Here is a 25,587-nt window from a genome sequence, read left to right on the forward strand (position 1 = left end):
ATCGCGCAGGGAAAGCCGGAATGCTTCGGTTGAACCTGTGGTCCTACCCCCGTGCTTTTTGTTGCACGGGACCCATGGGTGCAACCAGCACCCGGCTTTCCCTGCGCCCTCTGATGATTGAGAGGGTAACGAGATGCAAAGCTCGGGCAACGCATGCCGCGAGAACGCGGACTCACATCCCTCACGCTATTTGAAATTTGAATCAGAGCCATCCCCGCGTCATTGCGAGCGCAGCGAAGCAATCCATCGCGCCACTCGCGGAGGCATGGATTGCTTCGCTGCGCTCGCAATGACGGCATCGTCCTGGCCTTCGCAGGACGACAGCGGCGCGCGCAACCGCGCCTACACGCCTTCTTCGTTGAACTTGCTGGCGACGAGCTCGGCAATCGCATCGAGGGCGGCTTCGGCTTCGGGGCCGGTGGCGGAGACGATGACTGAGGTGCCGGGGCCGGCGGCGAGCATCATCAGGCCCATGATCGAGGTGCCGCCGACGGTCTCGCTGCCGCGCGTCACCCAGACCTCGGCCTCGAAGCGCTCGACCATCTGCACGAACTTGGCGGAAGCGCGCGCGTGCAGGCCGCGCTTGTTGACGATCAGAAGTTCACGGGAGATCGCGCCCGCAGGAACCGTCGGGCCGACTTCGTTTTCGCCCGAGCCCTCGGCGCTCATTTGCCGGCAAGGACGCGGCTGGCGATGGTGACGTATTTGCGGCCCGCTTCCTGGGCCATCGCGATCGCGTCCGGCAGCGACCGTTCCTCGCGAACCTTCGCGAGCTTCACCAGCATCGGAAGGTTGATGCCTGCGAGCACTTCGACCTTGGGCCGGCTCATGCAGGAGATCGCGAGGTTCGACGGCGTGCCGCCGAACATGTCGGTGAGGATCGCAACGCCGTCGCCACTATCGACGCGGTTGACCGCCTCGATGATGTCGCTGCGACATAGATCGGCGTCGTCTTCGGCTCCGATCGTAATTGCTTCAATTTGTTTCTGTGGGCCCATTACGTGTTCGAGCGCTGCCTTGAACTCGTCGGCAAGGCGCCCGTGGGTCACAAGCACTAGACCAATCATCGGAAACTCCTCGCGGGTGCTTCTTGGTGCACCGCACGAACGCGCCACTTTGACCATCCAGAGGCCCCGCGCAAGAGGGCATCTTGGCAATCTCCCGGAATTTGGGGGCGGAGAAATACGGGTCTGCACCGGTCTATTCAGTGGCCATATTGCGGCTGATATGGTTACCAATCCGCCCCAAGCAATCATCCGCTAGATTACGGGAACATGAACTTTCAGTTGTCGTCAACGCTGCGACAACCAGTAGCAGGGGTGAAATGCCCTCACCGACGGGGATTCGCGGTAAAAAAACACCATTTATCTCGGTCTGCAGCGCTTCCGGCGGCGGCAGGCGCTCGGCATCGCCGGCGGCGAGATCGACCACCAGCCCCACGATCGCCTCATGTGTGTACTCAAGGCGGCGGATGCCGAGCCCGCGAATCTCGATCAGCCCGGCCAATTCGAGGGCTGGCCGGACCAGCAATTCTTTGCCGGCTGTGTCGAGATGGACACGGTCATCGCCCACCAGAACGGCCGGCGGGAGCTGTCCAGAACGGCCGGCGAGGATCAGATCGAAGGCGAGGCGCGACTTGCCGGAGCCGGACGGGCCGCGGATCAGCACCGCGCGTTCTCCCACCAGCACCGCGGATGCATGCACGCTGGCGCTCATGGCGCCGGCAGCCTGACCACGAAGCGCGCGCCAGCGACCGTCGGCTTGCCGTCGGCATCGGCGGGACCGGATCGGTTCTCGGCCCAGATGCGTCCGTTATGCGCCTCGATGATCTGCTTGGAGATCGACAGCCCCAGTCCGGAATTCTGGCCGAAGCCCTGGTGCGGACGGTCGGTGTAGAAGCGCTCGAAGATGCGCTCCAGCGCGTCCTCGCCGATGCCGGGGCCGTCGTCGTCGACCACGATCTCGATCTCCGAGCGCACGCGGCGGCAGACGATGCGCACCTTGTCGCCCGGTTGCGAGAACGACTGTGCGTTGGAGAGCAGGTTGGAGATCACCTGTCCGAGCCGCGAATCGTGGCCGGGCACCGCGAAGGCGTCCGTCGGCCCGCGGCCCTCGAAGCGGGCTTCGACCGCGACGTCGTGGCCGAGCTTGGTCTCGTTGGCGACCGAGGTCAGCGTCGTCAGCAGGCGGCGCAGATCGACCGGCGCCATGTCCTGGCGCTGCAGCTCGGCATCGAGCCGGCTCGCATCCGAGATGTCGGAGATCAGCCGGTCGAGCCGCTTGACGTCGTGCTCGATCACGGCGAGCAGGCGGCCGCGGCTGCTTTCGGTGCGCGCCAGGGGCAGCGTCTCCACCGCCGAACGCAGCGACGTCAGCGGGTTCTTCAGCTCATGGGCGACGTCGGCGGCGAACATCTCGATCGCCTCGATCCGGCTGTAGAGCGCGTTGGTCATGTCGCGCAGCGCGCCGGAGAGATGGCCGATCTCGTCGCGGCGGCGGCTGAAATCGGGAATCTGGACGCGGGTCTGGATGCGGCGGCGGACGCTTTCAGCGCCGTCGGCAAGCCGCCGCACCGGGCCGGCAATGGTGCTCGCAAGCAGGAGCGACAGCACGATCATCACGGCAGCGGCAACGCCGCCGACCTTGAGGATCGCGAGCCGCTCGGCGGTCACCATCTGGTCGATGTCGTCGCCCTGGGTGGAGAGCATCAACGCGCCATGCACGGCGCGGAAGCGCTGCACGGGGACGGCGACCGAGACGATCACCTCGCCGCGATCGTTGACGCGCACCATGCTGCTCTTCTGACCGTTCAGGGATTGCGCGACCTCCTGGTAGCCGGTGCCGTTCTCCGGGCCGAGTTCGCGATAGAGCGGCAGATCGCCGCGGTTCAGCCAGGTGCGGATCGCGATCGTGGTCCGTTCGGCGAACCCCGGCTTCTCCGCGTTCGGCGGCGGCAGCTCGATCCTGAACACGTCGCCCTTGCCGTAGAGGCTGCGGCTGTCGAGGATCAATCCGCCCTCGCGATCGAAAATGCGGGCGCGCGTCTTGGTCGGCGAGATCAGCCGCCGCAGCACGGGCGCGACGCGTTCGGGATTGATCGGGAAGTCGGAATATTCGTCCGGCACGCCGTAGCTTTCGCCGGGCTTGAGGTCGAGCAGCCGCTCCGGATCGATAGTGATGGTGTTGGTCTCGACGGTAGCGGAAGCCGCGATGGCGCCGGCGATGATCTCGGCCTGCACCAGAAGGCTCTGGGCGCGCGCATCGATCAGGCCGGCGCGGAATTGCGACAGGTACAGGATGCTGGCGACGAGGGCGACCAGGCCCGCGAGATTCAGCGAGACGATGCGGCGGGTCAGGCTCGAGAAGGACAGCGCGAAGAAGAACTGTCCGGCGCGGCTCAGCCAGTCCAGCGGCCGCCAACGCTTCGTCGTCGCCTTGTCGGCAAACTGCTCCTGCTCGAGGAGCGCCTGGGCGTCCTCGACGGTTTGGGCCGGGTCGGGCTGCGTTCGATCAAGCACAGGCAGAACTGCCGGTTCGTTGACGAGGGGTGTTACCATGCACGCTATTGGGCCCGCACCCTACCCCATAGGTGCGGACCGTGTCAGTTAACAAAGCGGAGCTTTCGCCGCGGATCAGGCTTCCTTGAAGCGATACCCCACGCCGTACAAGGTTTCGATCATCTCGAAATCCTCGTCGACCACCTTGAACTTCTTGCGCAGCCGCTTGATGTGGCTGTCGATGGTACGATCGTCGACATAGACCTGGTCGTCATAGGCGGCGTCCATCAGCGCATTACGGCTCTTCACCACGCCGGGCCGCGTCGCCAGTGCCTGAAGGATCAAGAATTCGGTGACCGTCAGCGTCACCGGCTCGTTCTTCCAGGTGCAGGTGTGGCGCTCCGGATCCATCCTGAGCAGGCCGCGATCGAGCGCGCGCGTATCCGGCTCCTTCGGGGCTGCGGTCGGATCCTTGGGCTGGCCGCGGCGGAGCACGGCTTTCACGCGCTCGACCAAAAGGCGCTGCGAGAACGGCTTGCGGATGAAATCGTCGGCGCCCATTTTGAGGCCGAACAATTCGTCGATCTCTTCATCCTTGGAGGTCAGGAAGATCACCGGCAGATCGGATTTTTGTCTGAGCCGCCGCAGCGTTTCCATGCCGTCCATGCGCGGCATCTTGATATCGAGGATCGCCAGATCCGGTGGCGAGGTGCGGAAGCCATCGAGCGCCGACGCACCATCCGTGTATGTCATGATGCGGTAGCCTTCGGCTTCCAACGCTATCGAGACAGAGGTGAGAATGTTGCGGTCGTCGTCGACCAGGGCGATTGTGGGCATGAGCCTGCTTTCAGTTTTCCAGTTGGCTGAAACGGCGAGCATTCCGGTGATGCGCCGCATAATTGGGCTTCGGACTCGGTCAGCGAGCAACGCAAGGTGGGCTGAAGTGTGACCGAGTTCCGCCAAACGCCTCGCCCCCCGCGAACGCGTCCGACCCGTCTAGTGCCCGTTTACCCGAAAAAAGCCCCGAAGTGCAACCACATGGCTAGGCAATTACTAGGTAATTTCGATGCAACCGACCGCTGATTTTGACCCCGCCAGGCTGGCCCGTTCCCTGCTCCGGAGGAGCCGGCAAGGGGCTTTGGCGACGCTGATGCCGGGAACCGGCGATCCCTATTGTTCCCTGGTCAATGTCGCCAGCCACCCTGACGGTTCCCCGATACTGCTGCTCTCCCATCTGGCGGTCCATACCAGGAACCTGCTCGCCGACGTCAGGGTATCGCTGATGCTGGACGAGCGGGCCGAAGGCGACCCGCTGGAAGGGTCCCGGATCATGCTGGCCGGTCGGGCGGAACAGGCGGAAGGCGACGCCGCGAGCCTCCTGCGCCGCCGCTACCTCGCCGCCCAACCGTCCGCGGAAGCCTTTGTGGAATTTAAGGATTTCTCCTTCTTCCGGATCATCCCCTCCGCCACCCACCTCGTCGCCGGCTTCGGCCGGATCGTCGATCTGAGGCCAGAACAGTTCCTGACCGACCTGGCTGGGACGGACGGGTGGCTGGAGGCTGAAGCGGAGGCCGTCGAGCACATGAACGAGGCTCACCGCGACGCCATGGACCTTTATGCGACCCGGCTGCTCGGAGCCGAAAGCGCCGATTGGCGCTGCATTGGCTGCGACCCCGAGGGCATGGACATGCAGGCGGGCAAGCGGACGCTGCGGCTGGAATTTCCAGAGCGCGTGCGCAACGCTGCGGAGCTGCGCAAGATGTTGGTTCGACTCGCCAGTGAGGCGCGCGCAACGGGATAGGTGCGAACGGTGCGGTGTCGCATATCGTATGCATATTGGGGAGAATGCGGCCGTCAACGCGCTTCGCATCATGCATCTTATGCGCAACGGTGCGGAACGTTTACGCGCGCTGCGCATTCTTAACGGCCCTCGAATTCGATGGTGGCTTGCTGACGTCGAGCGAGGCTGTGCAATCAACTCTCATTGCCGATTGGATCGTGCAATCCAAGTGCAACGGCATTGCCGGCGACAAAGCCGATGTCTCCTCGCCCAAACTGCATATCGGGTAGTCTGTGCGTTGATTGAGAACGACGCCGCGCGTCCGATGGCACCAATTGTGCATCGCAAAGACGTCGGCCCCGGCATTGATCGCGCGATCCACGGGCAGAAAAGCCGCCTTGCGCTGCAGCAAGTGCTTGAACCACGTGGAAGGGATGCCTTGGAATAAACCAAAATTCGGGGACTAGCTTGGCAAGCTCGGATTGCCCCATTATGAGGTCGCTGGACGGGGGCCTTCGGGCTATATTTGTTGTTGGAAAGGTCACCGCGACTGAGCGCGTTTAGCGACATTCGCGCAATGGGAAACGCGGGTTCGAGGAGGTTCTTCGTGCAAAACACGGGCGTGTACAACGGTGCCTTTGGCGCCGACAAATTCGGCTTAAAAAATCTCAAACGCGTGCATTGGAATCTCCACGCGCCGCAGCTCTATCAATATTCGCTTGCGGCAGGCGAGGCCGTGCTCTCAGCCGATGGTGCGCTTTGCGCGGACACCGGCGAATTCACCGGCCGCAGCCCGAAGGACAAGTTCACAGTTCGCGACGCGACCACCGACAAGAGCATGTGGTGGGCGGGCAACCAGTCGATCACATCAGAGCAGTTCGAAGCGCTCTATCAGGATTTCCTCAAGCATGCCGAAGGCAAGGCACTGTTCGCGCAGGATCTCTATGGCGGCGCCGATCCGACCTATCGGATCAAGACGCGCGTGTTCACCGAGCTCGCCTGGCATTCGCTGTTCATCCGCACGCTGCTGATCCGGCCCGAGGCGATCGAGCTTTCGAGCTTCGTGCCCGAACTCACCATCATCGACATGCCGAGCTTCCGCGCCGATCCCAAACGTCACGGCGTGCGCTCGGAGAATGTCGTCGCGATCGATTTCGCCCGCAAGATCGTCCTGATCGGCGGGTCTTATTATGCCGGCGAGATGAAGAAGTCGGTCTTCACCACGCTCAACTATTATCTGCCCGCGCGCGACGTGATGCCGATGCACTGCTCGGCCAATGTCGGGTCGAAGGGCGACAGCGCGATTTTCTTCGGCCTCTCCGGCACCGGCAAGACGACGCTGTCGGCCGATCCCAACCGCACGCTGATCGGCGACGACGAGCACGGCTGGGGCCCGAACGGCATCTTCAATTTCGAAGGCGGGTGCTACGCCAAGTGCATCAAGCTCTCGCAGGAAGCCGAGCCTCAGATCTATGCTGCGAGCACACGTTTTGGCGCCGTGCTCGAGAACTGCGTGCTTGACGAGGATACCCGCGTCGTCGACTTCGACGATGGCTCCAAGACCGAGAACACCCGTTCCGCCTATCCGCTCGACTTCATTCCCAACGCCTCGCGCAGTGGCCGCGCGCCGCATCCGAAGAATGTGGTGATGCTGGCGGCCGATGCCTTCGGCGTGCTGCCGCCGATCGCGAAGCTTTCGCCGGCGCAGGCGATGTATCACTTCCTGTCCGGCTACACCGCGAAGGTCGCCGGCACCGAGCGCGGCCTCGGCTCCGAGCCGCAGCCGGAATTCTCCACCTGCTTCGGCTCGCCGTTCCTGCCGCTCGATCCTTCGGTCTATGGCAACATGCTGCGCGACCTGATCGCCCAGCACAATGTCGATTGCTGGCTGGTCAACACCGGCTGGACCGGCGGCAAGTATGGCGTCGGCTCGCGCATGCCGATCAAGGTCACGCGCGCGCTGCTCACCGCGGCGCTCGATGGCAGCTTGCGCAATGTCGAATTCCGCACCGACGAATATTTCGGCTTTGCGGTGCCGACCGCGCTGCCCGGCGTGCCGAGCGAGATCCTTAATCCGGTGAACACCTGGAAGGACAAGGCCGAGTTCGACAAGACCGCCCGCGCATTGGTCGGCATGTTCCAGAAGAACTTCGCCAAGTTCGAGAGCAAGGTCGACGCCGAAGTCCGCGCCGCCGCGCCGGACGTGAAGCTCGCGGCCGAATAGCCTCGCATATTTCCGCGAATGAAAAGGGCGACCCCGCGGTCGCCCTTTTCTACTCCGGAACATGTCTGCGGCGCAGCCTATTCGCTATTCGCCATGTCAATCCGGCAGCACCGCATTGGTCGGTGTCGGGCGGTCGGTGATCTGCAGGCCGAACAGGCTGCCGATCAGTTCGACCACGACCCGTGCGGTACGGCCGCGCTCGTCGAGGAAGGGGTTGAGCTCGACGATGTCGACCGAGCGCACCAGTCCGGAATCGTGCAACAGCTCCATGATCAGGTGCGCTTCGCGGTAGGTCGCGCCGCCCGGCACCGTGGTGCCGACGCCGGGCGCAACCGAAGGATCGAGGAAGTCGACGTCGAACGAGACATGCAGCACGCCGTTCCTCGCCTTGACGCGATCGATCACGCGGCGGATCAGCACGGCGACGCCGAATTCGTCGATGGCGCGCATGTCGGCTATGGCGACGCTCCGCTCGCGCAATAGCTTGCGCTCCAGCGGGTCGACAGAGCGGGTGCCGATCAGGTCGAGCTGATCAGGTGTAATCGAGGCGCGCGGCAGGCCGCCGAGCAGGTTGTCGAGCCCGGGCTCGCCGCAGAGGAAAGCGGCCGACATGCCGTGCATGTTGCCGGTGATCGTCGTGTCGGGCGTGTTGTAGTCGGCATGCGCGTCGACCCACAGCGCGAACAGCGGCCGGCCCTTCTCCTGCCAGAAGCGCGCAACCCCATTGATCGATCCCATCGAGAGCGAATGATCGCCGCCCATGAAGATCGGCACCGCGCCGGATTTCGCCAGCCAGTAGGCGCGCTCGGATGTCTGGCGAATCCAGGTTTTCACCTCATCATAGAATTTCGTATTCGCCGGCACCGGCCCGTCCGAGACCACCGCGGGGATTGAGAGATCACCGTGGTCGTCGACGCGAAGCTCCAATTGCTCCAGCACGCGCGCGATCCCGGCGGTGCGCAGTGCCGCTGGACCCATCAGCGTGCCGGCCTGCGCGGCGCCGATCTCGATGGGCACTCCGAGGAGCGCGATGTGCGATGGCTTTGAATTGTCAGCTTCGGGCATGCGGCGGCGCTCTCTCAAATCGTGGGGTGGGCGAAGCGAAGCGTGCCCACCCTACGCCTTCCCGATCACGCCTTGAAATAGGCGATCTGCGTCGTGGTTGCGAGCAGGCGGCCGGAGGGTGACCACAACTCGCCATTCTGGTCGCCATAGCTCTTGTGGAAGATCTTGGCATCGGCAGCCGCCAGCACGCGGGTGATGTTCTCGGCGGCAAGATCGGCGGCGTCGATGTGGAAATAGGTCGTCAGCGACACCGTACCGAACGGCACCAGTTCCCGCTTGGCGTGGAAAACGCGGCCAAAGAATGCGTCCGACATCGCGATCAGCGAGAGCGCATCGATCTTGCGCGGCGCGCGGTCACCGATCCAGAGCTTGGAATAGGTTTCGGGCGCCGCGCTCGATGGCGTGCCGAATTTCGGCTCGCCTTCGACGAAGCGGAAGTCATATTGCTTGACCCACGCTGCCGCGGTCTTGGGATAGGGCAGGGTCTGTTCGAACGGTGTTGCGTCCGGAAACTTCACCTGCTGGTGCGACCAGGACGGGCGGCGTTCGGCGAACACGGCGGTTGCGAGCGTCGCGACCTCGCCGCCGTCCTGCGTCATCTCCACGGACCAGTGCTGGCTCGAACGATTGGCCTTCACCAGGCGGACATCGAGGTCAAAGGCGCCTTGCGCAACCGGCGCGCAATAATTGACGGTGAGCGCAAGCGGATCGCCGGCACGTTGCGGATGGTCGATCAGTGCCCGCAGGATGGTTGCAGCGGTGGCCCCGCCGAACGGGCCGACAAATGCCCAGTAGTCGTCGCTGGTCCTGCCCTGCCAGCGGCTGTCGCCGGCAGTAACCGCGGTGGCATCGTCGAACAAATGCGGGGTCTTGGTGAGCATATGATTCCTCGGTTGCAGCCCAAGCGACATCGTCATTGGGAGGAGCGATAGCGACGAAGCAATCCATCTCTCCACGCGGGTGGAGGGATGGATTGCTTCCGCCTTCGCTCGCTGAGCTACGGCGGACAAGTCGCTTCGCTCGCAATGACGGCGCGCGTTATCTGCAGTATCCCGGCATTTCCGCCGAATTCAATGATGTCGGAGGTAATCGATTTCCGCCGCGTGGGATTAGCGCTTGGCTCCCCACTGCGCCTGCTCCTTCAGCAGGCGCGGCGTCGGCGGCTTCACGGGCACGTTCCAGATCTCTTCGGCGTATTCGCGGATGGTGCGGTCGGAGGAGAACCACGGCATCCGCGCCACGTTGAGGATCGAGGCCCGGGTCCACGCCGGCACCACCTGCCAGCGCGCATCGATGGCGCGCTGGGTGTCGTAGTAGGAATCGAAGTCGGCGCTGACCATGTAATGGTCGAGATAGCGCAGCGCATGGCCGATCGAGGCGAAGCGGGCGGGATCGCCGGGCGAGAACGCGCCGCTCTCGATTGCGGTGATCGCACGCGCCAGCCGCGGCGAACTGCCGATCAGGTCGCTGGCATCGAGCCCTTGCTTGCGGCGGACCATGACGTCGCCGGCTTCCATGCCGAAGATCGCGATATTCTCGGCCCCGACATGGTCGCGAATCTCGATATTGGCACCGTCGAGCGTGCCGACGGTCAGCGCGCCGTTGAGCGCGAGCTTCATGTTGCCGGTGCCGGAGGCTTCCATGCCGGCGGTCGAGATCTGCTCGGACAGGTCGGCGGCCGGGATGATCACCTCGGCCAGGCTGACGTTGTAGTCGGCGAGGAAGGCGATCTTCAGCCGGCCATCGATCGCGGGATCGTTGTTGACGACTTCGGCGACGTCGTTGATCAGCTTGATGATCAGCTTGGCGTAGCGGTAGCTCGCCGCCGCCTTGCCGGCGAAGATTTTTACGCGCGGCACCCAGTCGCGCTGCGGCTCATCCTTGATCGCCTGGTACAGCGCGACCGCTTCCAGGATGTTCAGGAGTTGCCGCTTGTATTCATGGATGCGCTTGATCTGAACATCGAACAGCGCCGATGGGTCGACCTTGATGTGGTTGCGCTCGGCCATCAGCCGCGCCAGCAGCACCTTGTTGTGGCGCTTGACCTCGCGGAACTGTTGCTGGAACGCGTTGTCGCTGGCATGGGACTCGAGCCGCTCGAACAGCGAGAAATCGTCGAGCACGGCTTCGCCGCAGACGTCGCGGATCAGGCCCGTGAGTCTCGGATTGGCCAGCATCAGCCAGCGGCGGAACGTGATGCCGTTGGTCTTGTTCGTGATGCGCGTGGGATAGAGATGGTGGAGATCGTGGAACACGGTCTCCTTCATCAGATCGGAATGCATCGCCGAGACGCCGTTGATGCGGTGCGAGCCGACAAAGGCGAGCTGTCCCATTCGCACCCGGCGGCCCGATTTCTCGTCGATCAGCGACACCGAGGCGCGGAATTCGATGTCGCCTGGGCAGCGCTCTTCGGCGAGCGCCAGATGCTGCACATTGATGCGATAGATGATCTCCAGATGCCGCGGCAATAGCCGCTCGAACAGCTCGACCGGCCAGGTCTCCAGCGCCTCCGGCAGCAGCGTGTGGTTGGTGTAGGACAGCGTCGCGACAGTGATCTTCCACGCCTCGTCCCAGCGGAAATGGTGCAGGTCGACCAGGATCCGCATCAGCTCGGTGACGGCGAGGCTCGGATGGGTGTCGTTGAGCTGCACGGCCGCCTTCATCGCAAGGCTGCGGAGCTGGCCGTCGGCCGAAAGGTGCCGCTTGACCAGGTCCTGCAGCGAGGCCGAGACGAAGAAATATTCCTGGCGCAGGCGCAGTTCGCGCCCCGCGGCGCTTTCGTCGTTCGGATAAAGGAATTTGCAGATCGCCTCGGCGCGCGCCTGCTCGGCGCTGGCTGAGACATAGTCGCCGGTGTTGAACATGTCGAGCTTCAGCGGATCCGGCGCGCGCGCGGACCACAGTCGCAGCGCGTTGACGCGCTGGCCGCGCCAGCCGACGATCGGGGTGTCGTAGGCCATCGCCTCCACGGTTTCCGCCGGGTGCCAGATGGCGCGGTCACGGCCGCCTTCGTCGACATGCTCGACGGTGCCGCCGAAATGGATGTTGTAGACGACTTCCGGACGCTGGAATTCCCAGGGATTGCCGAAGCCCAGCCACTCATCCGGATATTCCTGCTGCCAGCCGTGATTGATGATTTGGCGGAACAGGCCGAAATCGTAGCGGATGCCGTAGCCGATGGCGGGGATCGACAGCGTCGCCATGCTCTCCATGAAGCAGGCGGCGAGCCGCCCGAGGCCGCCATTGCCGAGCGCTGCGTCAGGCTCGCATCTGCGCAGTTCGTCGAGGCCGACGCCGAGATCGCCGAGTGCTCCCTCGAACACGGGCAAGAGGCCCATATTGTTGAGCGCGTCGGTGAACAGGCGGCCGATCAGAAATTCCAGCGAAAGATAATAGACCCGCTTGGCGCCGGCGTCGTAGCTCTCTTTTTCCGCCGTGAGCCAGCGATGGGTGATGCGGTCGCGCAGCGCAAGCGCCGCCGCCTTGTACCAATCGCGCTTGGTCGCCACGCTGGCGTCCTTGCCGATCTCCAGCCTCAGCTTGGCGAGGATCGCGCCCTTGATCTCTGCCAGCGCCAATTCATCGATCGGCTGATTGAGCGCCGGATAGCTTCCTGAGAAAGACTGTTCTTGCAATGCGGCAATCCTGAACTTTGGGGACTCGATCATGATCCGATGAGACGAAATCGGATCATGATCTAATCTCTTTGTTTGAGCATGATCTTTTCGGATCATGCTCCGGACAACGGATGATACGCGTCTTGCACTTCAATCGGAACCGCCCAGCCGGTTGTTGTGCACCGCGCTGGTATGATTTTATGCAAGGACCGGGCCGATTTTGCGACCTCAAGGCGACGCGCTTCGGTGGTATGGTTACATATTAGGCGGCACAACCACCGTCATCGAGAGGGACACCCATGAGACTGCTGATCGAGATCGCAGCCGCTGTGCTGTTCATCGTCTGCATCACCGTCACCAGTGCCGCTTTCGCCGCCGGCAGGCCCGGGCGCAGCGCCGACGGCTTGACCTGCGGCTTCAGCATGCCACCAAACGCAACTCCAGCCGCCCGTTGCGTCGCCATCAAGCGGCAATGCGGCGGCAGCTTTTACGCGAACTATTGTGGCGACAAGATGCTGTCGGCGATGTGAGACTGTCTTCGTCGTCTCGGCGAAGGCCGGGACCCATAACCACAGGGCTCAGATCAGGTGCGATAGATCAGCCCAATCGAGATTGTTTTCTTCAATCAACCGAATCTTCCAATCACGCCGCCAAGTCTTCAACTGCTTTTCGCGCGTGATCGCTTCCTGCGGTGAAGCGTAGGTTTCCATGTAGACGAGGCGCGTTACGTCGTACTTCTTGACGAACTCCGATCCCCGTCCGGCACGATGCAGCGTGAGACGACCGTGCAGGTTGTTGCAAACGCCGATATAAAGCGTCCCATGGCGGCGGCTGGCGAGAATGTAAACGTAATAGATCCTGACAGCGGTCATGTATCGGCTCGACCTACCCACATCGAACACTGGTGGCTATGGGTCCCGGCCTTCGCCGGGACGACGACGGAGGAGCGTCAGAACAAATTAAGAACATTTTAGCAAGTATTTGATATCATTCTGATTCGGCGGCATCGCCGACACAACATCTATGGCCTGTCCGTTCCCGCGAGGACTACATGTCCACTATTGCTTTCGATCAATTCGCGCTCACCCGCATCGCCGACTTTGCGCGCTCGCTGTCGCGCCTGCATCAGGCGTCCCGCCGCCAATGGGTCGATGACGACCAGATCGACCGCGAGTTCAACGCGGTCTGCATGTCGATCTGGGGCTACACCATCGACGACATCAGCGACGACTTGTTCTCACCTGCGGATCACGCCTGGCTCGATTCGCTCGATGAAGCGCATGCGCGCATCTTCGCCGCCGAGCAGGGCTATGACCTTGTCGAGGACCAGGGCATGCTGACGGACTGGTGGGGCTATTGCTGGATGATCCTCGCCGAAAAGCGCGGATTGCTGACGCCGGAAAACCGTGCCGCAGCGCGTGCGACAATCGAGGAGAAATATCTCGCCGCGCCGAATGTGATCGGGGTGATTGTCGGGCGGTAAAGTTTGCCTTCTTTGCTAAGTATCCACGCTGTCATTCCGGGTTCGATGCTTCGCATCGCCCCGGAATGACAGCTTAAGTCGCTAATTGACCTCCGCCCGCTTCGCCTTCGGCGCGGCCGATTTCGGCACGACGGAGACCGGTGCCGCGGGGTCATGGCTCGTGTCCGGCTGCGGCGCTTCGCCGACCGTCTCGGCCGCGACCGGCGCGACCTTCATCTCGCCGAGCCGGGCACGGAGTTCGGCGGTGAGACCGGGGTAGGATGCGACCGGCGTGAAGTCGGCGCTCTGGTTGTTGCCGACCCGGACGCCGGTATAAGCAACCAGGCCATCGGTGGTGGCGACCACGTCGCCGGCGCGAAGCGAGCTATCGAGGGTGAGGTCAACGGGCGCGAGGCCGGCGGGATCGCGGCCGTTGCAGGTGCAGTCCGCGCGCAGCGACTTGCGGTAGGCGAAGGCGTTCTCGCTGTCGGCATAGCGTTCGCCGGTTGACGAGGTCGCGTAGTCGATGCTGCCGCCGTAGAAAACCTTGGTGGCTGTCGCTGGACAGAACGCCTGGCAGAGCTGAACCGGCGTCGCGCTGCCGCGCAAGGTCAGCGGGAAATATTTGCCATCGCAGCTTCTGACACAAAAGGCAGGGCCGGAACCGGCAACGCGGGCCGCCGGTGCGGCTTGCTGCGGCTGCTGCTGGTTGAGGCCGAACGGATCGAACAAACCGGGTTGCGACTGGCCCTGATGGGCCTGCTGCCTCTGCAAGCCGCCAAAGAGGAAATCGAGCAGGTTTTCCGCCGAGACATGCGCCGGCGCGAGCGTCATCGCGCCCGCAAGGGCGGCGGCAACTAGCGTCAGATGGCGCCGCACGCGCCGATCAGTAAACCCTCTACGCAACGCCAACTCCACCCGACAGAGCCAACAGTGCCGAGACGTCGTCTCCGCGCGATTCACCCTAATGTCGGATGGTAAACGAGCAGTTGATTGCGGAAGAACTAAGGAGATGGGCGTAATCTGGCGCGGTGTGCCGATGAGGCAACACTCGATTATGATCCGTTAACGGATCATCATCTCGTCTCTTTGTTTGAGCATGCTCTTCCGCGCAAACGCTTCGCGTTTGTCGTGAGGGAAAACCGGTTCCCACTTTTCCGGATCATGCTCTAGCTCTTGAGGAACTCGCCCGCTTTGTACAACGAGCGGAACGGAAGGCCGGCTTCCGCGAACGTTTCTGTTGCGCCTTCCTCGCGGTCGACCATGGTGAAGACCAGCGCGACCTCGCCGCCGGCCTCGCGCACGGCTTCCACCGCCTTCATCGCCGAGCCGCCGGTGGTGGTGACGTCCTCGACGATCACGATGCGCTTGCCCTGCAGCGTCTCACCTTTGGCAAGTCCCTCGACCGCTAGCTTCGCACCGTGCTCCTTGGGCTTCTTGCGCACGAAGAAGGCCGCGATCGGATGTCCCTTGATCCAGGAGAGCTGCGCGATCGCGCCCGCGAGCGGCACGGCACCCATCTCGAGGCCGCCGACGAAATCAAGATTGTCGTCTTTCAGCGCTTCATAAGTGAGTTCGGCAAGCAATGCGGCGCCCTCGGGATCCAGCATCGTCGGCTTGAGGTTGAAATAGAAATCGCTCTTGCGGCCCGAGGCCAGCGTGATCTCGCCGCGCCCGAAAGAGCGCTTACGGATGATCTCGGCGAGGCGGGCGCGGGCGGCTGATTTGGACAAAGGCGGCTTTCCGGGTCGTTTACGGTGGCGCGCAATCTATCGGCGGTCGTGGCGAGATTCCAGCGCCGAAAGCTCCCCGTCAACAACGCCCGCGTCACACGGGGCGCGGATCGATATTCGTAAAGGGCCGTTGTAACCGCGTCCGGTTCCGCGCTAGGGAAGCGTCAAACGATTGTGGGGGAAGCGAAAATGACCATCGAGCTGCACACCTGGAACACGCCGAATGGCCGCAAAATCTCGGTTGCGCTGGAGGAGATGGGGCTGCCCTACCAAGTGTTCCCGGTGAACATCACCAAGGGCGAGCAGATGGCGCCAAGCTTCCTCGAAATCGGCCCGAACAACAAGATTCCCGCAATCGTCGACCCGGACGGCCCCGGCGGCAAGCGGGTCAGCGTATTCGAATCGGGCGCGATCCTGCTCTATCTCGGCGAGAAGAGCGGAAAGTTCCTGCCCAAGCCTTTGATCGAGCGCATCCCGGTCTATGAATGGCTGATGTGGCAGATGGGCGGTTTTGGTCCGATGCCGGGCCAGGTGCACCATTTCATCGCGCTCGAGAACGAGCAGGACCGCGCCTATGGCCTGAAGCGCTTCATGACCGAGACACTCCGCCTCTACGGCGTGCTGAACCGCCGGCTCGAAGGCCGCGACTTCGTCGCCGGCGATCTGTCGGTCGCCGATTTCGCCATCCTCGGCTGGGCCTGGCGCCACCCGCGGCACAAGGTCAATCTCGGCGATTTCCCCAATGTCGAGCGCTGGTACAACAAGCTGATGGCCCGTCCCGGCGTGAAGCGCGGCATGGAAGCGAAGCTGGATTGATGCTCTTTTCTGCTCCCTCGCCCCGCTCTTGCGGGGAGAGGGTTGGGGTGAGGGGCCTTCTCCGCAAACACGGTGAGAGATGAGCCTGCGGCGGCTCCCCCTCACCCGGAATTCAAGCTGCGCTTGAATTCCGACCTCTCCCCGCAAGCGGGGTGAGGTGAAGAAGTCACGCTCTCCTCGCCTCGAACGCCATCTTCATCGCAAGCCCCGCCAGCACCGTGCCCATCAGCCAGCGCTGCAGCAGCAGCCAGGCCGGCCGCGTGCCGAGGAACAGCGCGATCGAACCGGCAGCGAGCGCGATTATCGCGTTGACGCTGACGCTGATCGCGATCTGGGTCACGCCGAGCGCGAGCGACTGCGTCAGCACGCTGCCCGTGGGATCGATGAACTGCGGCAGCAGCGCCAGATAGAGCATCGCGATCTTGGGATTCAGCAGGTTGGTGACAAATCCCATCGCGAACAGCTTCCGGGGGCTGTCGACCTGGAGCTTCTTCACCTGGAACGGCGAACGTCCGCCGGGTTTCAGCGCCTGCCACGCCAGCCACAACAGATAGGCCGCGCCGGCAAAGCGCAGCGCGTCATAGGCGTAGGGGATTGCGAACAACAGCGCGGTGATGCCGAATGCCGCTGATAGCATGTAGAACACGAAGCCGAGCGCCACCCCGCCGAGCGACACGATCCCGGCTGCCGGCCCCTGCGTGATCGAGCGCGAGATCAGGTAGATCATGTTCGGCCCCGGCGTTAGCACCATGCCGAGCGAGAGCAGCGCAAAACCGAGCAAGGCGGAGGTGTGAGGCATCAGGAACTCGCGGGAGGATGCACGTTTCTAACGCGCGTCGTGCCGCGATTCCATTGCGCAATTGCTCCGAGTGCATTTTTGCTGTCGTCGTCCGTCTGGGCGACGACAGAGAGAGCTCAATGCGCCTCGTCCCAATTGTTGGCGGCGCGGGCGTCGACCTGCAGCGGCAGCGACAGGATCACGGCCGGGAAGGGCGCGTCCTGCATCACATGCTGCACGACCGGCAGGGTTGCCGCGACTTCCTCGTCGGGGACCTCGAAGATCAGTTCGTCATGCACCTGCAACAGCATCTGCGCGGATAGCTTCTTCTCGGCGAGCGCGCCCTCGATGCGGGTCATAGCGCGGCGGATGATGTCGGCGGCCGAACCCTGCAGGCGGGCGTTGATCGCGGCGCGCTCGTTGAAGGCGCGGACCGAGGCGTTGCTGGCCTTGATGTCGGGGTAGTAGCATTTGCGGCCGAACAGCGTGGTGACATAGCCGTTGCGGCGGCAGAAATCCTTGGTCTCGTCCATATAGGCGCGGATGCCCGGGAAGCGCTCGAAATACTTCCTGATGTAGGCGGAAGCCTCTTCACGCGCGATGCCGAGCTGGTTGGCGAGGCCGAACGCCGAGATGCCGTAGATGATGCCGAAATTGATCGCCTTGGCGCGGCGGCGCACTTCGCTCGGCATGTCCTTGATCGGCACGCCGAACATCTCGGACGCCGTCATGGCATGAATGTCGAGGCCGTCGCGGAACGCCTGCTTCAGCACGGGGATGTCGGCAATCTCCGCGAGCAGCCGCAGCTCGATCTGCGAATAATCCGCCGATACCAGCTTGTGCCCGGGCGTCGCGACAAAGGCGCGGCGGATCTTCCTGCCGTCCTCGGTGCGCACGGGGATGTTCTGCAGGTTCGGCTCGTTCGACGACAGCCGCCCCGTGGTGGTCGCAGCCAGCGCGTAGGTGGTGTGGACGCGATGGGTCTGCGGATTGACGTAGGTCGGCAGCGCGTCGGTATAGGTCGATTTCAGCTTCGAGACCTGCCGCCATTCCAGGATCTTCTTCGGGAATTCGTGGCCCTGCTCGGCGAGGTCGTCCAGCACCTGCGCGGTCGTCGACCACGCGCCGGTCTTGGTCTTCGTGCCGCCGGGCAATCCCATCTTGCCGAACAGGATGTCGCCGATCTGCTTGGGGCTGCCGACATTGATCGGCTCCCCCGCGATCTCCTGGACCTCGGCCTCGACGCGCGCCGCGGTCTGGGCGAAATCGCCTGACAGCCGCGACAGCACCTGGCGGTCGATCGAGATGCCGCGCCGCTCCATCCGCGCCAGCACGGAGACCAGCGGCCGCTCCAGTGTCTCGTAGACGCTCGCCATCCGCTCCGCGACCAGGCGGGGCTTCAATACGCGCCACAGCCGCAGGATCACGTCGGCGCCCTCGGCGCAGTGCTCGGTCGCCTTGTCGATCGCAACCTGGTCGAACGTCAGTCTGTTCTTGCCGCTACCGGTCAGCCCGTTCTCGGCGAGCACCGCATGCCCGAGCCAACGCTCGGCCAGCGATTCCAGCGCATGAGAGCCGCGGCCGGCGTCGAGCACGTAGGAGATCAACTGCGCATCGTCATAGTTGCGCAGCGTGATGCCGGCTTGCGCCAGCATCACCGCGTTGAACTTGACGTCGAAGCCGATCTTCAGGATGCCCTGCGATTCCAGGATCGGCCGCAAGGCTTCGATCGCCTGCTCGAACTTGATTTGGTCCGGCGCCAATCCCGCGTCGAACAGCCCGCTGCCTCCGCCCGCCTGCTTGTGGGCGAGCGGGATATAGGCGGCGTCGTCGGGGCCGAGTGCGAGCGCAATGCCGGAAATCTCCGCCTGCATTGGATCGATCGAATTCGCCTTCGCCTGGACCGCGACATGGCCGGTATCATGGATCCGCGCGATGAAGGCGCCCAGCTGATCGAGGCTCTTGATCGTCAGGTATTTGCTGCGATCGATTTTCGTCCTGCGCGCCGCCTCCGCGCGCGCTTCGGCGAGCGCGATCGGCGTGCCCTTGAGGCTTGAGGCCTTGTCTTCCTTGCCCGCAGGCTTGTTACGCTCTTTGGCGGCAGGCGCGCCCTGCGTGGGCCCGCCGGGACCCGGCGCGGGCTCGACGTCGGAAGGAGGCAACGGCGAGAACACGCTCGCGCCGCTCTTGTTGCCGGGATCGGGCTCGATATCGGATGGGTCGATCTGCGAATATTCGGCGACGCGGCGGGTCAGAGTCGAAAACTCCATCGCCTTCAGGAACGCGATCAGCCGGCGCGGATCCGGCTCATGCACGGCGAGGTCGTCGAGCGGCACCTCGAGCTCGACCTTGTCGTCGAGCAGCACAAGCTGGCGCGAGATGCGCGCCTTCTCGGCATTTTCGACCAGCGCCTCGCGACGCTTCGGCTGCTTGATCTCGCCGGCGTGGCTCAGCAGGGATTCGAGATCGCCATATTCGGTGATGAGCTGCGCCGCGGTCTTGACGCCGATGCCGGGCACGCCGGGCACGTTATCAGTGGAATCGCCGGCCAAGGCCTGTACCTCGACCACCTTTTCCGGCGGCACGCCGAACTTCTCGATCACTTCGGGAATGCCGATGCGGCGATCCTTCATGGTGTCGTACATGCTGACGCAGTCGGTGACGAGCTGCATCAGGTCCTTGTCGGAGGACACGATCGTCGCGCTCGCGCCGCGCTCGCAGGCGAGCCGGACATAGGTCGCGATGAGGTCGTCGGCCTCATAGCCGACCTGCTCCAGGCAGGGCAGGTCGAAGGCCCGGACCGCCTCGCGGATCAGCGCGAATTGCGGGATCAGGTCATCGGGCGCCGGCGGCCGGTGCGCCTTGTAGTCGGGATAGATCTTGTTGCGGAAGGTGATCTCGGACTTGTCGAAGACGATGGCGAGATGGGTCGGCCGGTTGTCCTCGGGCATCTCGCGCAGGAGCTTCCACAGCATGTTGCAGAAGCCGAGCACGGCATTGACCTGCAGTCCGTCGGACTTGCGGTTCAGCGGTGGCAGGGCGTGGTAGGCGCGGAAGATGTAGGAGGAACCGTCGACCAGGAACACATGGTGGCCCTTGGCCGGAGCCTTGGCGGCAACGGGCTTGGGGGCGGCTTTGGGTTCTGTCTTGGCTGAGGTCTTGGAGGCTGATTTCGGCATGGCCGAAATTTAGGGATTTTTGCAGCAAATGACAGCCTTCAGGTGCCGAATTTTGGCGAACCGCACACCTTCGTCGTCCCGGGGTTAAGCCTGGGACGACGACCAAATTATTCGGCCGCCTGCAATACTGCCGCTTTCTTCGGCGCGATCCAGAACGCGGCGGGGCGCTCGAACAGGAAGTTGGCGCGGACGGCGAGCGCGATGCGCCAGATCACCAGTGCGCCGACGAGACCGGTGATGGTGACGAGCAGCGAGATCAGACCGATGTCGTGGATCACGCCGCTGCGCAACAGGCCGACGCGTGCGATCACCATCGGCAGGAAGAAGGCGAGATAGATCACGATCGAATGCTCGCCGCAAAAGCGCAAGGCCGTGAGCCACTTCATCCGTGCCAGCAGCGTCCCGGTGACGACGATGGCAAAGGCGCCCGCAAATCCCAGTACCAGCGAGACGAGCGGCCATTCGCTCACCCCCGCGATCACCAGGGCGCCATTGACCAGCACCCACAGCGCGAGCCCGATCAGCGCCAATGTCGGCGCGGAGCGTGCACGGTTCGACAGCTTGAAGACGGTGGGCGCAAAGAGATAGCCGGCATAGAAATAGACGAAGCGCGCGCAGAATTCGTCGATCACGGTCCAGCCGGTCACCACATGCGCCATCTCGAGTCCGGCGGCCAGCGCCAGAATCGCGAGCGGCGGCAGATTGCGTGTCAGTTTTGTGACGACGAAGAAGATCGGCAGCAGATAGATGAACCACAGCGTGCCGAAAGGTTCGATGAAGGATTCGAGATAGAGGTAGCCGGTATGGCTCCAGCTCGTTTCGGCGGCAAAGGCCGGCGCCTTGAACGCAAACTGGATCGTCACCCAGAGCACGTAGAAATAGGCGAAGTGGACGACCTTGCGGTCGAGATAGGTGCGCCAGTCACGGTCGATCACGAGCGAGAGGAAGAGGCCCGAAATCAGGAAAAAATCCGGCATCCGGAACGGTTTGGCGAACATGACAAACGCGTGCATGAAACCGGTCTCGCCGGCGGCGGCTTCCACGCCCAGGACCGAGTGCATCATCACGACCATGACGATGCAGATGCCCTTGGCGTAGTCCACCCAATCGATGCGCCCGTCCGGCGAGGTGGCGGAACGCAGGCTCGCGGAGGTTGTCCCGTTTGCGGTCATGACTGTCCTGTTTCGGCGCGCATTTGGCGCATCTTCGGCCGGATCGGTTGCTATCGCCTTTATTCATACAAATGACATGCCGCTCGTGCCTGCTTTTTGCCGTTTCCTCCGGGCCGGCAAATGTTCTAAGACGCTGGCCGGGAGTTGCGGAATCGTTAACGATAGCAAGCGGGTGGTTTCATGCGCATCGCCATGATTGGCACGGGTTATGTGGGACTGGTCTCTGGCGCGTGTTTTGCGGATTTCGGACACCACGTCACCTGCGTGGACAAGGACGTCGAGAAGATCAACGCCCTGCGCCGCGGCGAAATCCCGATCTTCGAGCCGGGGCTGGACGCTCTGGTCGCCGCCAATGTGAAGGCGAGGCGGCTCGACTTCACCACCGATCTGAAGGACCCGGTCGCCGACGCTGACGCGGTCTTCATCGCCGTCGGTACGCCGTCGCGCCGCGGCGACGGCCATGCCGACCTCTCTTACGTCTATGCCGCCGCCCGCGAGATCGCCGGTGCGCTCAAAGGCTTCACGGTGGTGGTGACCAAATCGACCGTGCCGGTCGGCACCGGCGACGAGGTCGAGCGCCTGATCCGCGAAGCCAACCCGGCCGCCGACGTCGCGGTCGCCTCGAATCCGGAATTCCTGCGCGAGGGCGCCGCGATCCGCGACTTCAAATTCCCGGACCGCATCGTGGTCGGCACATCAGATGAGCGCGCGCGGAAAGTGCTCGGCGATGTCTACCGGCCGCTGTCGCTCAACCAGGCGCCGCTGATGTATACGGCGCGGCGCACGGCGGAGCTGATCAAATACGCCGCCAACGCATTCCTGGCGACCAAGATCACCTTCATCAACGAGATCGCCGATCTCTCCGAAAAGGTCGGCGCCGACGTCCAGGAAGTCGCGCGCGGCATCGGGCTCGACAACCGCATCGGCTCCAAGTTCCTGCATGCCGGCCCCGGTTTCGGCGGCTCCTGCTTCCCCAAGGACACCCGCGCGCTGATCAAGATCGCGCAGGACCATGACGTGAATTTGCGCATCGTGGAGGCCGTGCTCGGCGTCAACGACAACCGCAAGCGCGCGATGGCGCGCAAGGTTGCGGGCCTCGCCGGCAATTTGCGCGGCAAGACGGTGGCCGTGCTCGGTCTCACCTTCAAGCCGGAGACCGACGACATGCGGGAAGCACCCTCCATCCCGATCGTCACCGGCCTGTTGGACATGGGCGCAAAAGTGCGGGCGCATGATCCTGTCGGCATTGAGCAGGCGCGCAAGGAGCTGCCGGATATCGAGTATTGCGATGATCCCTATGAATGCGTGACCGGCGCCGACGCCATGGTCGTCGTCACCGAGTGGGTACAATACCGCACGCTTGACCTTGAGCGGTTGAAGAACCTGTTGCGGCAGCCGGTCGTGGTCGATCTCCGCAACATCTACCGCCCCGAGGATATGGCCGCGCACGGCTTCAGCTATGAGAGCGTTGGCCGCGCAGCCGAACCGCCGGTTTGACGATTATTACTTTTCGTCATGGCCGGGCTTGTCCCGGCCATCCACGTTCTGTTTTCTCCTTTTCGGCAAGAGAGACGTGGATGCCCGGGACAAGCCCGGGCATGACGACGTGGTGAGGCCGTGCCCCGTCATTTCGACACTCCACTTCCCATTGACGCAGCGCTCGGCGAGCTCGCGGCGACGCTTGCGGCGAAGAATACGGCCGTGCTCGTCGCGCCGCCCGGCGCCGGCAAGACCACGCGGGTGCCGCTGGCGCTGCTCGACGAGCCCTGGACCAACGGCAAGAAGATCATCGTGTTGGAGCCGCGGCGGATCGCGGCGCGCGCCAGCGCCGAGCGTATGGCGCGGACGCTTGGCGAGCGGGTTGGCGAAACCGTCGGGTATCGCGTTCGCTTCGGCTCGAAAGTGTCGCGCGCCACCCGCATCGAGGTCGTCACCGAAGGCATCTTCTCGCGCCAGATCCTCGGCGATCCCGAACTCACAGGCATTGCCGCAGTCCTGTTCGACGAATTTCATGAGCGCTCGCTCGATGCCGATCTGGGACTCGCGCTGGCGCGCGACGCGCAGCAGGGCTTGCGCGAGGATCTTCGCCTGCTCGTGATGTCGGCAACGCTCGACGGCGCACGTGTCGCCAAGCTGCTGGGCGATGCACCTGTTGTTGAGAGTGAAGGCCGCGCCTTTCCAGTGGAGACGCGTTATCTGGGTCGCAAGATGGACGTTCCGCTGGAGCGGCAGATGGCGGAGGCGATCTCAATAGCGCTTCGCGCCGACCCCGGCTCGGTGCTCGCGTTCCTGCCGGGCGCTGCCGAAATCCGACGCACGCAGAATTTTCTCGAAGAACGCATCCGCGACGCTGCGATCGAGATCGTGCCGCTGTTCGGCGCGCTCGATGCCAGCGTTCAGGACCGCGCCATCGCGCCGGCACCCAAGGGTCACCGCAAGGTGGTGCTGGCGACCTCGATCGCCGAGACCTCGCTGACCATCGAGGGTGTGCGCATTGTCGTGGATTCCGGCATGTCGCGCGTTCCGCGCTACGAGCCCGACATCGCCTTGACGCGCCTCGAGACCGTGCGCGCTTCGCGTGCCGCGGTCGATCAGCGCCGCGGCCGCGCCGGCCGTACCGAGCCCGGTGTCTGCTACCGGCTGTGGGACGAGCCGCAGACCGCCTCGCTCGCGCCCTACACCCAGCCCGAGATCCTGTCCGCCGACCTGTCCTCGCTGGTGCTCGACCTCGCGCAATGGGGTGTCAGCGATGCGTCCGGCCTTGCGTTCCTCGATCCGCCGCCGCTGCCGGCCTGGAACGAAGCAAGCGTGCTCCTGCGCGAACTCGGCGCGCTCGATGTCGACGGCCGGATCACGGCGGAAGGCAACAGCCTGCGTGCGCTGGCGCTGCCGCCGCGGCTCGCCCGCATGATCGTGGATTCGACGCGGTTTGGCGCGGCGGCAGGAGCCGCGGAGATCGCAGCGGTGCTCACCGAGCGCGGGCTCGGCGGCGACAGTGTCGATCTTGATGTCAGGCTCGATCAGTTCCGTCGCGATCGCTCGCAGCGGGCCTCGAGCGCGCGCAGCCTCGCGCAGCGCTGGGCTTCGCAGGTGACGTCGTCGAAAGCGTCCGAGGCCATAGGCGAGCTCTCCACCGGCACGATGCTGGCCTTCGCCTTTCCCGATCGCGTCGCGCGCAACCGCGGCAATGGCAGCTTTGTGCTCGCCAACGGCCGCGGCGCCAGCGTCGAGCAGACGTCCCCACTTGCGCGTTCATCCTATATCGCAGTCGGAGAGTTGACCGGCACCGCGGCGAGCGGCCGGATCCTGCTGGCGGCGCCGATCACTCTGGAAGAGATCGAGCTGCGTTTCGCAGGTGAGATCGAGACTACGGAAGATATTTCGTTCGACCGAAGTGCGATGGCGCTGCGCGCGCGGCGCAGGCGCACGCTGCATGCGATCACGCTGTCGGAAGCGCCGGTGGCGCTGTCCCCGTCGGCGGAGACTGCACGCGTGCTTGCAGATGGCTTGATCGCTGCGGGCCTCGACAAGTTGCCGTGGTCAAAGCACGCCAAGCAATGGCGCGACCGCGTGATGTTCCTGCGCAAGGCCGAAGGCGATAGCTGGCCGGATCTGTCGGATGAGGCGCTGGCGCGGGAGCGCGAGACCTGGCTGGTGCCTGCGCTTTACGACAAGACCTCGCTCAAGGAGTTGTCGGCCGGCGATCTCTCGGATGCGCTGATGGCGCTGTTGCCCTGGAATCTACGTGCCCGGCTGGAGCAGGAGGCGCCGACCCATTTCGAGGCGCCGACGGGCAGCCAGCTTGCGATCGACTACGAGGCCGAGCAGGGCCCGACCATCGCGGTCCGGCTGCAGGAACTGTTCGGGCTCAACATCCATCCATCGATCGCGAAGGGCGCTGTGCCGCTGGTGCTGGAATTGCTGTCACCGGCGCAGCGCCCGGTGCAGGTGACGCGGGATCTGCCAGGCTTCTGGCGCGGCAGCTACAGTGCCGTGCGTGCCGATCTACGCGGGCGCTACCCGAAGCACCCATGGCCGGAGGACCCTGCCAATGCCGTGCCGACGCGTCGGGCCAAGCCGCGCGGGACGTAGTCCTCGCTTCGTCATTGCCGGGCTTGACCCGGCAATCCATCCCAAGAAGCTTTTCTGAAGATCGTTGGATACGCGGGTCAAGCCCGCGTATGACGGCGTTGCCGTTAACGCTTCACTCATCATTTTCGCGAAAATGGCAGGCTCCATCGCCGCTGCCGGTCGCGAGACGGCG

The 25,587-nt window shown here is 63.9% G+C and carries 21 protein-coding genes; 7 read left to right on the forward strand and 14 right to left on the reverse strand.

Features of this window, described 5'->3' with window-relative positions; genetic code table 11:
- Positions 1 to 342: 342 nt before the first annotated feature.
- From ACZIRK_RS38230 to ACZIRK_RS38250, 5 genes are all read right to left on the reverse strand, one after another.
- A complete protein-coding gene (locus ACZIRK_RS38230; protein ID WP_130228554.1) occupies positions 343 to 669 on the reverse strand; it encodes an HPr family phosphocarrier protein in 327 nt (108 codons plus the stop codon).
- Complete coding sequence (locus ACZIRK_RS38235; RefSeq protein WP_027579987.1) at positions 666 to 1,067, reverse strand: PTS sugar transporter subunit IIA; 402 nt, start codon at positions 1,065 to 1,067, stop codon at positions 666 to 668. Before ACZIRK_RS38235 ends, ACZIRK_RS38230 begins: the two co-directional genes overlap by 4 nt.
- 133 nt (positions 1,068 to 1,200) lie before the next feature.
- Positions 1,201 to 1,716, reverse strand: coding sequence for an HPr kinase/phosphorylase (locus tag ACZIRK_RS38240; protein ID WP_130228553.1), 516 nt, complete (start codon positions 1,714 to 1,716; stop codon positions 1,201 to 1,203).
- Positions 1,713 to 3,518 (reverse strand): stimulus-sensing domain-containing protein, encoded by a 1,806-nt coding sequence (locus ACZIRK_RS38245; RefSeq protein WP_474419283.1) that lies wholly within the window; start codon positions 3,516 to 3,518, stop codon positions 1,713 to 1,715. The genes ACZIRK_RS38240 and ACZIRK_RS38245 overlap by 4 nt, the downstream gene beginning before the upstream one ends.
- Before the next feature lie 114 nt (positions 3,519 to 3,632).
- Positions 3,633 to 4,334: a response regulator transcription factor gene (locus tag ACZIRK_RS38250; protein ID WP_027579989.1), complete on the reverse strand. Its 702-nt coding sequence runs from the start codon at positions 4,332 to 4,334 to the stop codon at positions 3,633 to 3,635.
- A gap of 229 nt (positions 4,335 to 4,563) precedes the next feature.
- Here ACZIRK_RS38250 and ACZIRK_RS38255 point away from each other — a divergent pair, with 229 nt between their 5' ends.
- The gene (locus ACZIRK_RS38255; protein WP_474419276.1) at positions 4,564 to 5,298 is read left to right on the forward strand and encodes a HugZ family pyridoxamine 5'-phosphate oxidase; all 735 of its coding nucleotides are present in this window, start codon (positions 4,564 to 4,566) and stop codon (positions 5,296 to 5,298) included.
- 586 nt (positions 5,299 to 5,884) lie between these two features.
- Positions 5,885 to 7,501, forward strand: coding sequence for a phosphoenolpyruvate carboxykinase (locus ACZIRK_RS38260; protein WP_028168028.1), 1,617 nt, complete (start codon positions 5,885 to 5,887; stop codon positions 7,499 to 7,501).
- 96 nt (positions 7,502 to 7,597) lie between these two features.
- On the opposite strand, the gene rocF is transcribed toward ACZIRK_RS38260, so the two are convergent.
- The 3 genes from rocF to ACZIRK_RS38275 form a co-directional block, all read right to left on the reverse strand.
- Positions 7,598 to 8,566 (reverse strand): arginase, encoded by a 969-nt coding sequence (rocF, locus tag ACZIRK_RS38265; protein WP_130228550.1) that lies wholly within the window; start codon positions 8,564 to 8,566, stop codon positions 7,598 to 7,600.
- A 65-nt stretch (positions 8,567 to 8,631) separates the two neighbouring features.
- The gene (locus ACZIRK_RS38270) at positions 8,632 to 9,447 is read right to left on the reverse strand and encodes an acyl-CoA thioesterase (RefSeq protein WP_130228549.1); all 816 of its coding nucleotides are present in this window, start codon (positions 9,445 to 9,447) and stop codon (positions 8,632 to 8,634) included.
- 228 nt (positions 9,448 to 9,675) lie between these two features.
- Entirely contained in the window at positions 9,676 to 12,201 is a 2,526-nt protein-coding gene (locus ACZIRK_RS38275) for a glycogen/starch/alpha-glucan phosphorylase (protein ID WP_474419277.1), read from the reverse strand.
- A 281-nt stretch (positions 12,202 to 12,482) separates the two neighbouring features.
- Here ACZIRK_RS38275 and ACZIRK_RS38280 point away from each other — a divergent pair, with 281 nt between their 5' ends.
- The gene (locus ACZIRK_RS38280; protein ID WP_028168032.1) at positions 12,483 to 12,713 is read left to right on the forward strand and encodes a hypothetical protein; all 231 of its coding nucleotides are present in this window, start codon (positions 12,483 to 12,485) and stop codon (positions 12,711 to 12,713) included.
- A 48-nt stretch (positions 12,714 to 12,761) separates the two neighbouring features.
- On the opposite strand, the gene ACZIRK_RS38285 is transcribed toward ACZIRK_RS38280, so the two are convergent.
- The gene (locus ACZIRK_RS38285; protein WP_130228556.1) at positions 12,762 to 13,040 is read right to left on the reverse strand and encodes a GIY-YIG nuclease family protein; all 279 of its coding nucleotides are present in this window, start codon (positions 13,038 to 13,040) and stop codon (positions 12,762 to 12,764) included.
- A 194-nt stretch (positions 13,041 to 13,234) separates the two neighbouring features.
- Between ACZIRK_RS38285 and ACZIRK_RS38290 the strand changes: the two genes are divergently transcribed.
- Positions 13,235 to 13,666: a hypothetical protein gene (locus tag ACZIRK_RS38290; protein ID WP_028168034.1), complete on the forward strand. Its 432-nt coding sequence runs from the start codon at positions 13,235 to 13,237 to the stop codon at positions 13,664 to 13,666.
- Positions 13,667 to 13,747: 81 nt separating this feature from the next.
- Here ACZIRK_RS38290 and ACZIRK_RS38295 read toward each other — a convergent pair whose 3' ends face one another.
- A complete protein-coding gene (locus tag ACZIRK_RS38295) occupies positions 13,748 to 14,551 on the reverse strand; it encodes a DUF2865 domain-containing protein (protein WP_474419278.1) in 804 nt (267 codons plus the stop codon).
- A 263-nt stretch (positions 14,552 to 14,814) separates the two neighbouring features.
- Positions 14,815 to 15,378, reverse strand: coding sequence for an orotate phosphoribosyltransferase (gene pyrE, locus ACZIRK_RS38300; protein ID WP_028168036.1), 564 nt, complete (start codon positions 15,376 to 15,378; stop codon positions 14,815 to 14,817).
- 189 nt (positions 15,379 to 15,567) lie between these two features.
- On the opposite strand from pyrE, the gene ACZIRK_RS38305 reads away from it, so the two are divergent.
- Positions 15,568 to 16,194, forward strand: coding sequence for a glutathione S-transferase family protein (locus ACZIRK_RS38305; protein WP_130228548.1), 627 nt, complete (start codon positions 15,568 to 15,570; stop codon positions 16,192 to 16,194).
- Positions 16,195 to 16,360: 166 nt separating this feature from the next.
- On the opposite strand, the gene ACZIRK_RS38310 is transcribed toward ACZIRK_RS38305, so the two are convergent.
- The 3 genes from ACZIRK_RS38310 to ACZIRK_RS38320 form a co-directional block, all read right to left on the reverse strand.
- The gene (locus ACZIRK_RS38310; protein WP_130228547.1) at positions 16,361 to 16,993 is read right to left on the reverse strand and encodes a LysE family translocator; all 633 of its coding nucleotides are present in this window, start codon (positions 16,991 to 16,993) and stop codon (positions 16,361 to 16,363) included.
- A 116-nt stretch (positions 16,994 to 17,109) separates the two neighbouring features.
- Complete coding sequence (gene polA, locus ACZIRK_RS38315) at positions 17,110 to 20,151, reverse strand: DNA polymerase I (protein ID WP_130228546.1); 3,042 nt, start codon at positions 20,149 to 20,151, stop codon at positions 17,110 to 17,112.
- Positions 20,152 to 20,258: 107 nt separating this feature from the next.
- Positions 20,259 to 21,323 carry an acyltransferase family protein gene (locus tag ACZIRK_RS38320; protein ID WP_130228545.1) on the reverse strand — a complete coding sequence of 355 codons (1,065 nt, stop codon included), beginning with the start codon at positions 21,321 to 21,323 and terminating at the stop codon, positions 20,259 to 20,261.
- Between the two features lie 180 nt (positions 21,324 to 21,503).
- On the opposite strand from ACZIRK_RS38320, the gene ACZIRK_RS38325 reads away from it, so the two are divergent.
- Entirely contained in the window at positions 21,504 to 22,820 is a 1,317-nt protein-coding gene (locus tag ACZIRK_RS38325; RefSeq protein ID WP_130228544.1) for a UDP-glucose dehydrogenase family protein, read from the forward strand.
- A 120-nt stretch (positions 22,821 to 22,940) separates the two neighbouring features.
- Positions 22,941 to 25,415 (forward strand): ATP-dependent helicase HrpB, encoded by a 2,475-nt coding sequence (gene hrpB / locus ACZIRK_RS38330; protein WP_130228543.1) that lies wholly within the window; start codon positions 22,941 to 22,943, stop codon positions 25,413 to 25,415.
- The last annotated feature ends 172 nt before the right edge of the window (positions 25,416 to 25,587 follow it).

Source organism: Bradyrhizobium sp. Leo114 (assembly GCF_055229415.2).